Origin of the sequence: Streptomyces pratensis (genome assembly GCF_037137275.1) — a bacterium.
Taxonomy (GTDB): domain Bacteria; phylum Actinomycetota; class Actinomycetes; order Streptomycetales; family Streptomycetaceae; genus Streptomyces; species Streptomyces pratensis_B.
In genome coordinates, this window is the sequence record NZ_JBBBEN010000045.1 from 120,959 (window position 1) to 135,057 (window position 14,099).

Consider the following 14,099-nt stretch of genomic DNA (forward strand, 5'->3'; position numbering starts at 1 on the left):
AAGAGTTGGCCGATCGCATACTCTCCAGCATTCCGTCGACGGGAAGGCGGATTACCATGGGGGAATACGATGGGGAATCCGGGTGTCGTCGATAAATGTCTGACAGATCTACTGATCGAACAGGTGGTGACCCGCCCGGACGACATCGCCGTCCGGCACGGGAGCGACACCCTCACCTACCGCGAGCTGGTCGCCGACAGTCTTGACCTGGCCCGGCGCCTGCGGGACCTCGGAGTGTCGAGGGACGGCCGCGTCGGCGTCCTGGTCGACCCCTCGCTCGATCTCATGATCGGCGCCTGGGGGGTGCTTTTCGCCGGCGGCACCTATCTCCCTCTCTCACCGGATTACCCGGACGAGCGCCTCCGATACATGCTGGAGGACGCCGAGGTCACGGTCGCCTTTTGCCAGGAATCCCTCCGGGAACGACTGGAGGAAATCGCCCCCTCAGCCATGACGATCATCACGTGGGAGGACGTGGCGGCCTTCCGGAAGGAGAGCTCCGACGAAACACGGAGCACTCCCCTGCCACATCCCGATCCACAGAGCCTCGCCTACGTCATCTACACCTCGGGAAGCACCGGAAAACCCAAGGGCGTGATGATCGAGCACCACAGCATCGTGCACCAGATGAACTGGCTCCGGCAGACGTACCGCCTGGACTCCGCGCAGGTCGTCCTCCAGAAGACCCCGATGAGTTTCGATGCCGCGCAGTGGGAGATCCTGGCCCCAGCCTGCGGCAGTACGGTCGTTTTCGGAGCACCGGGAATTCACCGCGACCCGGACCTGATGATCCGGACCGTGGTCCACGAGAAGATCACCACGGTCCAGTGCGTCCCCACCCTGCTGCAAGCCCTTGTGGACACCGACGAACTGCACCGGTGCACCTCGTTGACGCACATCTTCAGCGGCGGCGAGGCCCTTTCCCGCAGCCTCGCACGGCAGTGCGCGGAAATCCTGCCGGACTGCGCCCTCGTCAATGTCTACGGGCCGACCGAGTGCACCATCAACACCTCGGCCCACACCGTCGATCCTGCGGCCCTGGGCGACGGCTCCCGGTCCGTCCCGATCGGCACCCCCGTGGACGGTCTGCGCCACTACGTCCTGGACGAGCACCGCCGGCCGCTGGGGCCCGGCGGGACGGGCGAGCTGTACATCAGCGGCGTCCAGCTGGCTCGCGGATACCTGCACCGCCCCGACCTCACGGCCGACCGCTTCGTGGCGAACCCGTTCGGCGACCCCGCCCCCCACGACCGGCTCTACCGCACGGGCGACCTGGCGTCCTGGAACCCGGACGGGACCCTTCAGTTCGCGGGCCGGACGGACAGCCAGGTCAAGCTGCGCGGCTTCCGCATCGAGCTGGACGAGATACGGCTGGCCATCGAGGCCCACGACTGGGTGAAGAACGCGGCGGTCCTGGTGCGCGACGACCCGCACACCGGCTTCCAGACCCTCGTCGCCTGCATCGAGCTCAGCGCCCGCCAGGCCGCGCTGATGGACCAGGGCAACCACGATGCCCACCACCTGTCGAAGGAGTCCAAGCTCCAGGTCAGGGCCCAGTTGTCGAGCCCCGGGGTCCGGGACGCCGAGGAGCTGTCCTCCTGGACGGCGGTCGCCCTGCCCGGCGCCGCGGCGACCCCGCGCCAGCGCCGCCGCGCCTTCGCCCGCAAGACGTACCGCTTCTACGAGGGCGGACCCGTCGGCTCCCAGGACCTGCTGGCGGCCCTGGGCCGCCGGGTGGAGGGGGCGGCGCCCCGCGCCCCGGAGGAGATCACACGCGCCGAACTGGGCGAACTCCTCCGCGACTTCGGGCCCTTCCTGAGCCGGGAGCGGTTGCTGCCGAAATACGCCTACGCCTCGCCCGGATCGCTCTACGCGACCCAGCTGCACCTGGAGATCCGGGGGGTCGACGGCCTGCGGCCGGGGCGCTACTACTACCACCCGCTCCGCCACGAGCTGTACCTGACGCAGGAGGCCGGGACCGGGGAGGCGGCGGACACGGCTCCAGGGGTCCGCCTGCACTTCATCGGCCGCAGGCGGGCGATCGAGCCCGTCTACCGGAACAACATCCGTGAGGTCCTGGAGATCGAGGCCGGGCACATGGTCGGTCTGTTCGACGAACTCCTGCCGGCCTACGGCCTCGCCGTCGGCGACGCCCTGGACGAGCCCCGCGAGCGGGAGCGGCTGAGATGTGCGCCGGACGACTACTACCTGGGCAGCTTCGCCCTGGCCCCCTGGGACCCGGAGCCGGACCACCGGGAGAGGGACGCGGCCGACGTCTACGTCCAGTTCCACCCGGGCGGTGGGGCCGATCTGCCTCCCGGCCAGTACCTGTACCAGGACGGGCGGCTGGAGCGGCTCTCCGACGAGCTGGTCCTCAAGCGCCACGTCATCGCCATCAACCAGGCGGTGTACGAGCGGGCCTCGTTCGGCATCACGCTCGTCAGCCGGGCCGGCCAGGAGCGGCGCGGCTACCTGGGCCTGGGCCGCAGGCTCCAGCACCTGATGCTGAACACCGGCAACCTCGGCTTCATGTCCTCGGGTTACAGCTCGCGCACCGGCAACGACCTGCCGTCCGCCCGGCGGATGGGGGGCATCCTCCGGAGCGCCGGGCGGCCCGTGGGGCCGTCGTACTTCTTCGTCGGCGGCCGGGTGACCGACGAGCAGCTCGCCCACGAGGGCATGAACGAGGACGTCGTCCACATGAAGGGCCCCGCGGAGCTGATCAAGGAGGACCTGGCCGCCCTGCTGCCCGATTTCATGCTGCCCAACAGAATCCTGGTCATGGACCGGCTGCCGCAGACGCCCAACGGCAAGAGCGACACCCAAGCCCTGGCCGCGCACGCCGACCGGACAGCGGCGTGCGGGGACCGGCGGGTCGTCCCCCCGCGCACGCGGACCGAGTCGAGGATCTGCGACCTCTGGAAGGCGGCGCTGAAACGCGACGTCGTCTCCGTCCTGGACGACTTCTTCGCGTGCGGCGGCAACTCCCTGGTGGCGGTCGCCCTGGTGAACCGGATCAACCGCGCGTTCGGGTGCTCGCTCCCCCTCCAGGTGATCTTCGAGGCCCCGACGGTGGAGCGACTGGCCGAACGCGTCGACGCCCCGGACACCGCGGCCTCGTCCCGGCTGATCACCCTGAGCCCCGGGGGCTGCGCACCGCCGGTGTTCTGCTGGCCCGGTCTGGGCGGCTACCCGATGAACCTCCGCCTGCTCGCGGCCCGCACCGCCGGGGACCGCCCGTTCCACGGCGTCCAGGCCTACGGCGTCAACAGCGGCGAGTCACCGTTCCCCAGCGTCGAGGAGATGGCCCGGGCCGACATCGAGCTGCTGCGCCATGTCCAGCCGGACGGCCCCTACACCCTGTGGGGCTACTCCTTCGGCGCCCGCGTCGCCTTCGAGGCAGCCCGGCAGCTGGAGCAGTCGGGCGCCCGGGTGGACCAGCTGTTCCTGCTGGCGCCGGGCTCGCCGCACCTGCCCGGCAGGGACGCCCGCGACCGGGCCGCGGCCGACTTCACCGACCCGGCCTTCGTCACCACCCTCTTCTCCGTCTTCGGCGCCACGACCAGAGGCCCGCTCCTGGACGCCTGTCTGAGGGCCGCGCACGACCAGGAGAGTTTCACTGCGTTCGTGATCCGCCGCTTCCCGCAGCTCGACGCGGAGCTGATCCGCCGGGTGACCGCGGTGGTGTGCCTCACCTACCCGTTCACCTACGACCTCACCGTCCCGGGCCAGCTCCCCGTACAAGCGCCCGTGACGGTCTTCAAGGCCCGCGGCGACGCGCCCTCCTTCATCGAGCGCACACCCGTCCACGGGTCCGCCGCCCCCGCCCTCGTCCTCCTGGACGCGGACCACTACGGGGTACTCAAGGACCCGGGCGTCGACGAACTCGCCAAGGCCATCCACCGCGAGACCACCCGGCAGACAAGGAATCGGACATGCCCCACCTGACCGTCAAGCACTTCCCGAAGTCCCTCACGCCCGACCAGCGGGCCGAGCTGGCCGCCGCGCTGACGGCAGCGGTCCAAAAGGCGTTCGCCTGCGACGAGGGCGTCGTCTCCATCGCCCTCCACCCCGTCGACCCCGACCTCTGGGACGAGCAGGTCTACCGCCCCGAGATCACGGACCGCCGGGACGCCCTGATCAAGACGCCCGACTACTGACCGCCGGCCGGTCGTCCCCGAGGTACGCCGGTACGCGCCCGGAACCGGTCCCGGGCGAGCCGGGCCGGCGTCGCCGCTCGTCGCGGAGGAGGGGCGTCGTGGCGGCCCGCACCGGCGCCCGCCTCCGTCATCCGCCGACGCGTCGGGCGACAGCCGGATACGGGACCATGGTCCCGCGTGCGGCCGCGCACCCGCGCGGGTGCGCGCCCCCCCACCCTCCGCGCCCGGCTCCTGGGCGCGCGGGCCCGGTACGGAGGGCCGCGGGACGGGAAGGGATGGACCACGCGGAACGGAGAGGACTGGGATGGGGCTGGGACTGGGGTACTTCCTGCTGCCCGCGGGCGGCGCGCTGAGCCTGACCGGCGTGATCACGGGCAACGGCACGCTGATCAGTCTGAGCTGGATCATGTGGGTGCTCGGGCTCCTGCTGCTGTTCCGGGACCGCGGCCGCCGTCCCGCCACCGTGCGGGAGGTCGCCGCGGCCGCCGCCGCCGGAGACGCGCGGGCGGTGCGGAAGCTGCGGGCCCTGGCCCTGGCGGCGCGGGCGGAGCGGCGTCCGGAGGCGGCGGAGCGGATGCTGCGGCAGGCCGTGCGGGCCGGTGACGTGGAGTCCATGTGGGAGCTGGGCCGCCTGGTCCAGGAGCGTGACGGCCTGGCGGAGGCGGAGCCGTGGTTCCGGATGGCGGCGGAGCGGGGGCACGCGGTGGCCAAGCGGCTGTTCCGGCCGGGCGGCGCCCTGCACACGGACGGCGCGGGGCCGCCGTAGCCGTCCGGGCGGCGCAGCCCCCGTGTCCCGCGCTGCTCTGTCCGCGTCGCACGGCGTCCGGTGCCCGCCTCCTCCTGCTACGAGATCCGGTCCCCCCTCACACGAGCCTCAGCGCCGCCGTCCGGGTCAGGAAGGCGAGCCGGGCCGTCTTCTCCGGCTTCTGGATCTCCGGGCCCAGCTCGAAACCGACCCGGACCATCCGGGCGAGGGCCTTGTCGTTGCGGGCGTCCGGCTCGACGACGACGCGCAGGTGGGCCGGGTCGCTGAAGACGCATCCGATGAACGCGGTGAGCAGGGCGTCCGTGTACCCCTTCACCGCCGCGTCGGCGGGGGCGACCAGCAGGTGGACGCCGAAGTCGCCGGGCTGGACGTCGTAGCACTCTCCGACCGGGTCGGCGTCCGGCTCGTACGTCTGGAAGAGCGCGGCCGGAACGCCGTCGCGCAGCGCCAGGTAGGCGTGGTGCGTCGGGAGCGAGTCGAGGAACTCGTAGACCTCACGCACCTGTTCACGGGTGTGGTCGCCCATGCCCCAGAAGCGGGCCCGCTCCTGGGTGACCCAGCCGTACAGCAGATCCAGGTCGGCCGCAGGGTCGACGGGGACCAGGCGCACGGCGCCGAAGCCCTCGACCTTCTGCTCGTACACGGCGGTACGGAGGTCGGGCGCGGCGGACGCGGCGGACGCGGCGGACGCGGCGGACGCGGCGGGAACGGCGGATTCCGGGTCCGTGGGCGAGGTGGCGGCTCGGGCGGCGTCGGTCATGGCGGGGCTCTCCTTCGGGCGGGGATCGGCACGGTAGTCGGTGGGCCGTCCGGGGCGGCGCCCGGTGCGGGGGCCGGCGGGCGGCTCGGTGCGGTGCAGCAGGTTCCAGTCGGTGACGACCGGGGCGAGGGCGCCCCGCGCCCACAGGGGCGTCTGGTCGCGGTGGTGGGCGGTTCCCGCGACGCCGGACGCGCCGAACGGCACCACCCACCGGCTGTCCTCCCGGCGGGCCAGGTCCCAGACGTAGCGGGCGGCCGGGCCCCGGGCGAACAGGTCGGTGACGCCGGGCACGCTGGAGGTGGACAGCACGCAGTCGTGGTCGCCGGCGACCCCCGGCCAGACCTCGTCGGGGGCGGCGTCGGGAAGCGCCTGCCAGGGGGTCAGGCGGTGCAGCTGGCCCCACGGGCCCGGCGGGGTCTCCTCGACCGTCGCGGCGACCGCCTCCGCGGAGGCGGCGACCACCGCCAGCCGGTCCTCGCGCGGCAGGAGCCCGTCGCCGAGCAGGCTCTCCAGGGCGTAGCCGATGCGGGGCACGGCGGCGAGCCAGGGGCGGAAGAGCGGCGGACAGGCGGTCGAGCGCCACGGGTCGTCCACCCCCGTGACGGGGCGCAGGGCGGGGTGTCCGGCCAGCCGGTGGACGACGTCCGTGCGGAGGCGGGCGTAGAGCGTCGCGTCGGTGCTGTCCGCGTCCATATGACGGTCCCAGCGCAGCAGCCGGTCCCGGAGGCGTTCGGCGTTCGGCCCGAGGCCGCTGGCGCGGGCGAGCAGGGACAGCAGCGGGCGGGCGGAGGCGAGGTGGGTGTCGGTGTGGACGGCGGCCATGTCGGCGGCCGACCGGCCCGGCCCGGCGGCGAGCAGTTCGCGTATCCGCTCGGCCCGGTGCGGCGGGGCGAACTCGACGCCGAGCGGGGCGGCGAGACCGCGTTCGTTGGCCATCACGGCGATGCCGTCGGGGCCGTCCGCCCCGGCACGGGGCAGAGGGAGGGACGCGCCCTCGCGCCAGGCGTACGCGGGGTCGTCGGCCGGGACGACCCGCAGCCGGTTCGCGTGCGGGCGCACGGGGACGTATCCGGCGGTCCGGTGCAGGGTGGCCCCGGCGGTGTCGGCGGCCAGGACCACGTTGACGGGCTCGACCCAGCGGTCGAGGGCGGTGTCGAGATCGGCGACCGTACGGGCCCGCAGGAGCGCGGGCAGCACGTCGAACCCCAGGTCGCCGGTGACGCGGGGCGGGTAGCGGAGGCTGATGACGGGCGCGTCGGAGGTGGCGGCGTCGGTGTCGGAGCCGGGCCGGGGGGCCTCGCGCGGGCCGCAGGGCGCCCCACCGGGTATGTCCCCGGGCGCCTCGCCGATGATCACCGGCCCGCGGTCCGTCTCGATCACCTCGACCGTCTCCGCCTCCGCCCCCGCGACCTCGATGGTCTCGGTGTGGGCGTGGGCCCGGTACCAGCCCTCGGGGCCCAGCGCCTCCACGCCGCCGTCCGGGGTGCGGCGCAGCCGCTCCCGGTAGAGGTCCTGGTAGTCGGCCATCGCGTTGGTGATCGCCCAGGCGACTCCCCCGGTGTGACCGAAGTGGGCGATCCCGGGGACGCCTGGCACGGCGAGGCCGACGACGTCGAACTCGGGGCAGGCCAGCCGGATCTGCTGGTAGACGCCGGGGTCCTCGATGAAGCGGTGCGGGTCGCCCGCGATGAGGGGGGCGCCGGTGGCGGTGCGCTCCCCGGTGAGCAGCCAGCCGTTGCTGCCCGCGGTGTGGGGTCCGTCCGTCGCGAAGAGGGTGATGTGGTCCTCGCCGAGCCTGCGAGCGACTTCTTCACGCCAGAGTTTGGTCGGGAACCCGGCGAACAGGATGTGTGTGGAGAGCCAGACGCCGAGCGGGGTCCACGGCTCCCAGCGGCCCGGGGCGAGGCCGGCGGCGGCGAATTCGGGGGCGCGGGCGGCCCCTTCCGCGAGCCCCGCGTTGACCCCGTCGACGTAGGCGCCCACCCAGGCCGCGGTCTGCGGCGCGAGGCGGGCGAAGCAGCGGCGGGCGGTGTCGGCGAGCCGGGCCCGCCGGACGAACCGGTCCCACTCGACGGCCTCCGCGCCGAGGTGGGAGGCGGTGGCGCCGAGCACCCGGCACCGCTCGGTCTCCAGCTGCCAGGCCCGGTCGAGGGCGACGTCGCGGCCCTGGGCGTGGGCGAGGGCCATGGCGTCGGCGGCCCGCAGATGCGGTATCCCCCAGTCGTCCCGGAAGACCTCGAAGGACCCGTCGGCATCCCAGGTGACCTCGGGTCTGGCGCCCTCGACATCAGCGGTCATAGCCTTGCCTCTCCCACTCCCGGTGCTTTTCAGCCACTCCCCAGCGTTCGAGTTTTAGGTTAGCCTAACCTAAAATGCCCTTTTGGCACTGGGCCGGGGCGGCGGGGCGAGGCAGGAGACACCGTGGGGCATGGCTGGGAAGGCGTCGTTCTCAAGATCCTCCGGGGGCGTGATTTCACGTTCACGGTGACCGGTGCGGAGGAAGTCACCGACCGGTTCCACCGGGTGCACCTGAGCGACGGGGGGCTGCTCGCCGCGACCGGCGGCGCGCATCCGACGATGTGGGTCCGCCTGTGGTTCGAGAACGCGGGCAAGCCGCATCAGCGCGCCTACACCCTGGTCGACCCGGACCCGGAGGCCGGCGCCTTCAGCCTTGAGTTCGCCCTGCACGAGGGAGCCGCGTGCACCTGGGCGCGGGCGGCGAAGCCCGGCGACACCATCGACGCGACGCTCCAGGGCACCGGCTTCACCCTGCCCGACCCTGCTCCGTCCCGGCTCTTCCTCATCGGTGACGCGGCGGCGCTGCCGGCGATCAACTCCCTGCTGGACGCGGTCCCCGGCATCCCGGCGACGCTCTGGTTCGAGACAGCGCACGAGGACGACCGGAAACTCCCCTTCCGCCTCGACCCGGCCCACCACACCGTGCACTACGTGGAGCGCCGCGAGGGGGGCGCGCACCTGGTCTCCGAGGTGAAGGCGGCCCTGCCCGGACTGCTGGGCGACGACCACTCCGACGCCTACGTCTGGGTCGCCTGCGACACGACGACCACCCGGACCCTGGCCGCGTACCTCCGCAAGGAGCTGGGACTGCCCAAGGACCGGGTGCACGCCCTGGGTTACTGGCGCCCCTAGCCCCGCGCCCGCGCCGCCGCACGGGGCGGCCGTCGCGGCCCGCCGGCGCACGGCGGGGGGGCCGGGGAGACCTCAGTCCTCGACCACGAGGGCCGGGGTCTCCTTCGTCAGCACCTCGCCCCGGAAGAACGCCGGGCTGCGCCGCTCCATCCCGGCCATCAGCACCAGGCCGAGGAGCAGCAGCCCGACCCCGATGACGAACACGGAGCCGACGCCGAGGACCGAGGAGCCGGAGCCGTACGCCGGGTCCCACATGTCGTAGAGGGTCTTGGCGAAGACGGCGGCGAGCAGGGCCCCGCCGACGACCGGGAAGAGCCCCTTGAAGACCAGGTCCCGTCCGGACCGGGTCAGCTCGGCGCGGAAGTACCAGGCGCAGGCGAAGGCGGTCAGTGCGTAGTAGAAGCAGATCATGAGGCCGAGCGCGTAGATGGTGTCGACCAGGACGTGCTCGCTGAGCAGGGTCATCACGGTGTAGAAGACGCCGGTGCCGATGCCCGCCGTGACCGTCGCCCGGCCGGGTGTCCTGAAGCGGGGGTGGACCCTGGCGTACGAGGCCGGCATCGCCTCGTACGCGGACATCGCGAGGACCGTGCGGGCGACCGGGATGAACGTCGTCTGGAGGCTGGCGGCGGCCGAGGCGAGGACCGCGAGGAAGAGCAGGACGCCGAGGCCGGGGCCCATCACCGGTCCGGCGAGCGCGGCGAAGACGTTGTCGGAGGTCTCCGGGTGGGCGAGGCCCAGCCCCGACGTGCCGGCGCCGACCGCCATCTGGGCGGCGATGCCGGTGGCCAGGTAGGAGCCGACCAGGACGACCATCGCGATCAGGGCCGCCCGGCCTGGGGTCTTCTCGCTGCCGGTGGTCTCCTCGTTGGCGGTCAGGCAGGCGTCCCAGCCCCAGAACATGAAGATGGACAGGGACAGGCCCGCGGTGAAGGCGGCGAAGGACTGGACGGCGAACGGGTTCAGCCAGGACCAGGAGAAGTCGAGCGAGGTCGCGAACTCGGCCCCGCCGCCGTCCGCCTTGCCGACGGCCATGGTCACGAACAGGGCGAGGACGGCGAGCTGGAGGCCGACCAGGGCGTACTGGATGCCCTTGGTAGCGGTCATCCCCCGGTAGCTGATGGCGGTGGCGACGGCGATGAGGACGAGGCAGGTGGCGATGTGGACGGCCTTGCTGTCGTCCAGGGCGGCGACCGCGCCGCTGCCGGTGATCTCGCCCGCCAGCAACCAGAAGTAGGAGGTGGCGACGCCCGCCAGGTTGGACAGGACGATGATCGTCGCGATGACCAGACCCCAGCCGCACATCCAGCCGACGCGGGGGCCGAACGCCTTCACCGTCCAGGTGAAGGAGGTGCCGCAGTCCGGCATCGCCCTGTTCAGCTCCCGGTAGGCGAAGGCGACGAGCAGCATCGGCAGGAACCCGGCCAGGAAGACGGCGGGCATCCGCACGCCGACCTCTCCGGCGGTGGAGCCGAGGGTGGAGGTCAGGCAGTAGACGGGGGCCACGGTGGAGACGCCGATGACGGCACTGCCCATGAGGCCGACGGAGTTCCCGCCCAGCCCCTTGCCGCGTACACCGCCGTCGGCCGGGGAGCTTCCCGTCACCGTGTCTCCGGCCCGTGGCCGCGCGTCCACCTGAGTCATGAGGAGGACCGTATGTGCTGCGATATCCACATCCGGAGCATGAGACTCCGACGTCTCACCCTTGGATAGCCGGGCGACTCGCGAGACTTGCGCACCTAATTCAAGGTGAAGCTCGCGTGAAACCTTGCAATGCAGGCCGACCCGGAGGAAGTGTCGCCGTACGGTAATCGCAGCCCTGCCCGTTTTGTTGCGGTTCAAAATTTTCCCGCGCGGCCTCCGGGGAGCCCCCCGCGGGACCGGACGGCCGCCCGCCTCACGCCGGGGCGCGCCGAGCGCACGAGGCCGCGCCCCGGGCCGACCGCGCCCGCCAGTCCAGTGGTAGCGCTTCCACAGCGGGCCCTCATGCGCGCCCTCGGGGGCCCTGCCTTTCCCACCCCGCCCCGCGCGCCGGCCCGAGCGGCGCCCGAGACTCCTCGCGCGGGCCTCACCCCTGCCCGTCACCCGGACGACCCCGACTCACCTGGCCGTCACCGCCCTTGCGCAGCCCTGAGCGCACCCGGCGACGGCGGGAATCCGACAGCTGCACGCACCTTGCCAGAGCCACCCACCCCCTCTATCTTCACTGAAGAAGAGCGGAGAAAGCGCTTTCTGGCCACACCGATACCTGGCCTGATCGAGCGGTCGCCACGGCACCCGCCGTGACACCGCGCACCCCGGCCGCCGATCCGGTGCGGGCTTCGACAGCGACCCGTCCGGCCTCGGTCCGGCGGCCGCAGCCCCACCCCTTCCGCACGGCGCCACCCGCTCCTCCAGGAGCGCTCCCATATGTCATGCCCATGGCAGGCATGCCATCACCGACCATCCGAAGACGCATGGGGAGACGAACATGAGGCAACCAGTCGCACGGCGACTGCAAGCGGCACTGGCCACCCTGGCCCTGGCGGCCGCGGGCGGCGTGGCCCTGACGGCGCCCACCGCGGCGGCTGCGACCAGCGGCGCCACGGGCTACGCCACCCAGAACGGCGGAACCACCGGCGGCGCGGGCGGACAGACCGTGCGGGCCACCACCGGCACCGCGATCCACGCGGCCCTGTGCGGCCGGGCCGCGTCCAGCACCCCGATCGTCATCGAGGTCGAAGGCACCATCAACCACGGCAACACCAGCAAGGTGTCGGGCGCCAGCTGCAACACCGCCGCCGACGTGATCGAGCTGAAGCAGATCAGCAACGTCACGATCGTGGGCGTCGGCGGTGGAGCCGTCTTCGACCAGATCGGCATCCACATACGCGAGTCCAGCAACATCGTCATCCAGAACGTGACCGTCCGGAACGTCAAGAAGTCCGGTTCGCCCACGTCCAACGGCGGTGACGCCATCGGCATGGAGTCCGGCGTCCGCAACGTCTGGGTCGACCACACCACGCTGGAGGCGTCGGGCGGCGAGTCGCAGGGGTACGACGGCCTCTTCGACATGAAGGCCGACACCAAGTACGTGACGCTGTCCTACAGCACCCTGCGCAACTCCGGGCGCGGCGGCCTGGTGGGGTCCAGTGAGAGCGACGTCTCCAACGGCTTCATCACGTACCACCACAACCTGTACGAGAACATCGACTCCCGCGCGCCCCTGCTGCGGGGCGGCATCGCCCACATGTACAACAACCACTACGTGAGGCTGAACAGCTCCGGCATCAACTCCCGCGCCGGCGCCCGTGCCAAGGTGGAGAACAACTACTTCGAGGACTCCAAGGACGTCCTGGGCACCTTCTACACCGACGCGGCCGGCTACTGGCAGGTCAGCGGCAACACGCTCGACAACGTGACCTGGTCGAGCCCCGGCAGCGGCAACAGGCCCGCCGGGCCCGACATGAAGTCGACCACCACGGTCAGCATCCCCTACTCCTACTCCGCCGACGCGGCCGGCTGCGTGCCGGACGTGGTGAGCCGGACGGCGGGCGCGGGCAAGGGGCTGAAGGTGTCGGACGGCAACTGCTCGACGCAGCCGCCGACCGACCCGACGCCCGGCCCCACCGACCCGACCCCCGGTCCGACCGACCCCACGCCCGGCCCCACCGACCCCACGCCGCCGAGCGGGACCAACCTCAGCATCGGGGCCGGTTCCGACGGGTCGAGCAAGGCCTCCGGGACGAGCTACGGCAACCTGCGGGACGGTGACCTGAACACCTACTGGTCGCCCGCCGGCCCGACCGGTCACGCCTCGATCAAGTGGGACTCCCCCACCGCCGTGTCCGCGGTCGTCATCCGGGAGGCGGCGGGCTCCGCCGGCGCCATAGGGGCCTGGCGGCTCCGGGACGCCGACACCGGGGCCGTCCTGACCTCCGGCGACGGGGCGGGGGCCGTCTCCTTCCCCCGGACCACGCTGCGCAAGATCACTTTCGAGATCATCAGCTCTACCGGCACCCCGAAGATCGCCGAGTACGAGACCTACGCGAGCTAGCGCCCCTGCCGCCGCGCCGGCGGCGCCCGCCCGGCGAACCGGACAGGGCCCGCACCCCCCGTACGACGGGGAGTGCGGGCCCTGTCCGGCGTACCGCCCCCGGATCACCCGCGCGGACGCCAGTCGCCCAGCCAGCGGGCCGGGGTGTGGGCGCTTGCCTCGAAGGCGCTGAGCTGGGGCCGGTTCGCCGGGACGGTGACCCGGGCGCCGGGTCCGTAGTTGCGGTGCTCGGCGAAGCGCTGGTCCTGCCACGGGAAGCCGGAGGACATGGTGCCGTAGGGCTCCGACGCGTCGATGCCCGCACCGAGGTGGCTCTCGCGGACGGTGAGCATCGGGTGCGCGGTGGGGTCGGAGGACGGCACCCAGGGGCGCGCCAGCTTGTAGTAGCCGTCGGGGGCCGTGCTGGTCACCCGGGAGCGCACGACCAGGTAGCCGTGCGGGTTGGCCCCGGGCGTGCTGGGGGCGAAGACGAAGCCGTGGGGGGCGGCGGTCCGGTCGGTGCGGGTGAGGGTGCGGAAGTGGCAGCGGTCGAAGACGGCGGAGGCGCGGCCGAAGACGAAGTCCACGTCGCCCTCGGCGTAGCAGTCGCGGTAGTACTGCCGGGCGGGCACGGCCAGGGACGGGGAGTCGGCGTACAGCGTGTCCTGGTGGCCGAGGAACCGGCAGCCGTAGAACGCCGACCGGTCGCCCTGGACCTTGATCGCCACCGCCTGGGCGCCGGTGTACTCAGGGTTGTCGGAGCGCAGCCAGTCGTTGGCGAAGGTCAGGTCGCGGGCGGTGAAGCCCGCGGCCTTGACCGTGACGGAGGCCGATCCGCTGGTGCCCAGCGTCCCGGAGCCGTCGGGCCGGGGCGTGCCCGCCGCGTTGTCGTACACCAGGACCGTGTCGCGGGCGTCGGGGCTCGCGCCGACCAGCGTGAGGTCGCGGTGTTCCGCGCCGACGACGAGCGTGGCCCGGTGCACCCCGGCGGCGATCACGACGGTGTGTCCGGCCCCGGTGGCCGCGTCGACGGCGGACTGGACGTCGGTGTGGTCGCCCCGCCCGTGCGCGTCGACGTACAGCGTGCGGGGGTCCAGCCGCCGGGCCGGTGAGCCGTAGCGGCCGAAGGGGCGGGGGTGCGCGGGCCGGGCGTGGGCGGCCGGCGCACCGAGGGCGAGCGTGGCGCCCGCACCGGTGAGCAGGGACAGGGCGGTACGTCGGGTGGGCATGGCGGTACTCCTCGAAGTG

General features: G+C 72.7%; 8 protein-coding genes. 5 read left to right on the plus strand and 3 right to left on the minus strand.

Annotated features, from left to right (window positions below):
* Positions 1 to 69: 69 nt before the first annotated feature.
* From V9U70_RS01015 to V9U70_RS01025, 3 genes are all read left to right on the plus strand, one after another.
* On the plus strand, positions 70 to 3,948 hold the full coding sequence (locus V9U70_RS01015; RefSeq protein ID WP_336672476.1) for a non-ribosomal peptide synthetase family protein: 3,879 nt from the start codon (positions 70 to 72) through the stop codon (positions 3,946 to 3,948).
* A complete protein-coding gene (locus tag V9U70_RS01020; protein ID WP_336672477.1) occupies positions 3,936 to 4,160 on the plus strand; it encodes a tautomerase family protein in 225 nt (74 codons plus the stop codon). Before V9U70_RS01015 ends, V9U70_RS01020 begins: the two co-directional genes overlap by 13 nt.
* A gap of 304 nt (positions 4,161 to 4,464) precedes the next feature.
* The gene (locus tag V9U70_RS01025; protein ID WP_336672478.1) at positions 4,465 to 4,926 is read left to right on the plus strand and encodes an SEL1-like repeat protein; all 462 of its coding nucleotides are present in this window, start codon (positions 4,465 to 4,467) and stop codon (positions 4,924 to 4,926) included.
* 97 nt (positions 4,927 to 5,023) lie between these two features.
* Here V9U70_RS01025 and V9U70_RS01030 read toward each other — a convergent pair whose 3' ends face one another.
* Positions 5,024 to 7,984 (minus strand): GNAT family N-acetyltransferase, encoded by a 2,961-nt coding sequence (locus V9U70_RS01030; protein WP_336672479.1) that lies wholly within the window; start codon positions 7,982 to 7,984, stop codon positions 5,024 to 5,026.
* A 123-nt stretch (positions 7,985 to 8,107) separates the two neighbouring features.
* On the opposite strand from V9U70_RS01030, the gene V9U70_RS01035 reads away from it, so the two are divergent.
* On the plus strand, positions 8,108 to 8,836 hold the full coding sequence (locus tag V9U70_RS01035; protein WP_336672480.1) for a siderophore-interacting protein: 729 nt from the start codon (positions 8,108 to 8,110) through the stop codon (positions 8,834 to 8,836).
* A gap of 72 nt (positions 8,837 to 8,908) precedes the next feature.
* Here the strand turns inward: V9U70_RS01035 and V9U70_RS01040 are convergent, their stop codons facing one another.
* Positions 8,909 to 10,480, minus strand: coding sequence for an APC family permease (locus V9U70_RS01040; protein ID WP_336672481.1), 1,572 nt, complete (start codon positions 10,478 to 10,480; stop codon positions 8,909 to 8,911).
* Between the two features lie 826 nt (positions 10,481 to 11,306).
* Here V9U70_RS01040 and V9U70_RS01045 point away from each other — a divergent pair.
* Positions 11,307 to 12,872 (plus strand): pectate lyase family protein, encoded by a 1,566-nt coding sequence (locus V9U70_RS01045; RefSeq protein ID WP_336672482.1) that lies wholly within the window; start codon positions 11,307 to 11,309, stop codon positions 12,870 to 12,872.
* A 104-nt stretch (positions 12,873 to 12,976) separates the two neighbouring features.
* On the opposite strand, the gene V9U70_RS01050 is transcribed toward V9U70_RS01045, so the two are convergent.
* A complete protein-coding gene (locus tag V9U70_RS01050) occupies positions 12,977 to 14,080 on the minus strand; it encodes a pectinesterase family protein (protein WP_336672483.1) in 1,104 nt (367 codons plus the stop codon).
* Between the last annotated feature and the right edge of the window lie 19 nt (positions 14,081 to 14,099).

Bases quoted from the DNA above. Each gene is read 5' to 3' on its own strand.
- V9U70_RS01015 (WP_336672476.1), top strand. From the start codon at position 70: ATGGGGAATCCGGGTGTCGTCGATAAATGTCTGACAGATCTACTGATC.
- V9U70_RS01020 (WP_336672477.1), top strand. From the start codon at position 3,936: ATGCCCCACCTGACCGTCAAGCACTTCCCGAAGTCCCTCACGCCCGAC.
- V9U70_RS01025 (WP_336672478.1), top strand. From the start codon at position 4,465: ATGGGGCTGGGACTGGGGTACTTCCTGCTGCCCGCGGGCGGCGCGCTG.
- V9U70_RS01030 (WP_336672479.1), bottom strand. From the start codon at position 7,984: ATGACCGCTGATGTCGAGGGCGCCAGACCCGAGGTCACCTGGGATGCC.
- V9U70_RS01040 (WP_336672481.1), bottom strand. From the start codon at position 10,480: ATGACTCAGGTGGACGCGCGGCCACGGGCCGGAGACACGGTGACGGGA.
- V9U70_RS01045 (WP_336672482.1), top strand. From the start codon at position 11,307: ATGAGGCAACCAGTCGCACGGCGACTGCAAGCGGCACTGGCCACCCTG.
- V9U70_RS01050 (WP_336672483.1), bottom strand. From the start codon at position 14,080: ATGCCCACCCGACGTACCGCCCTGTCCCTGCTCACCGGTGCGGGCGCC.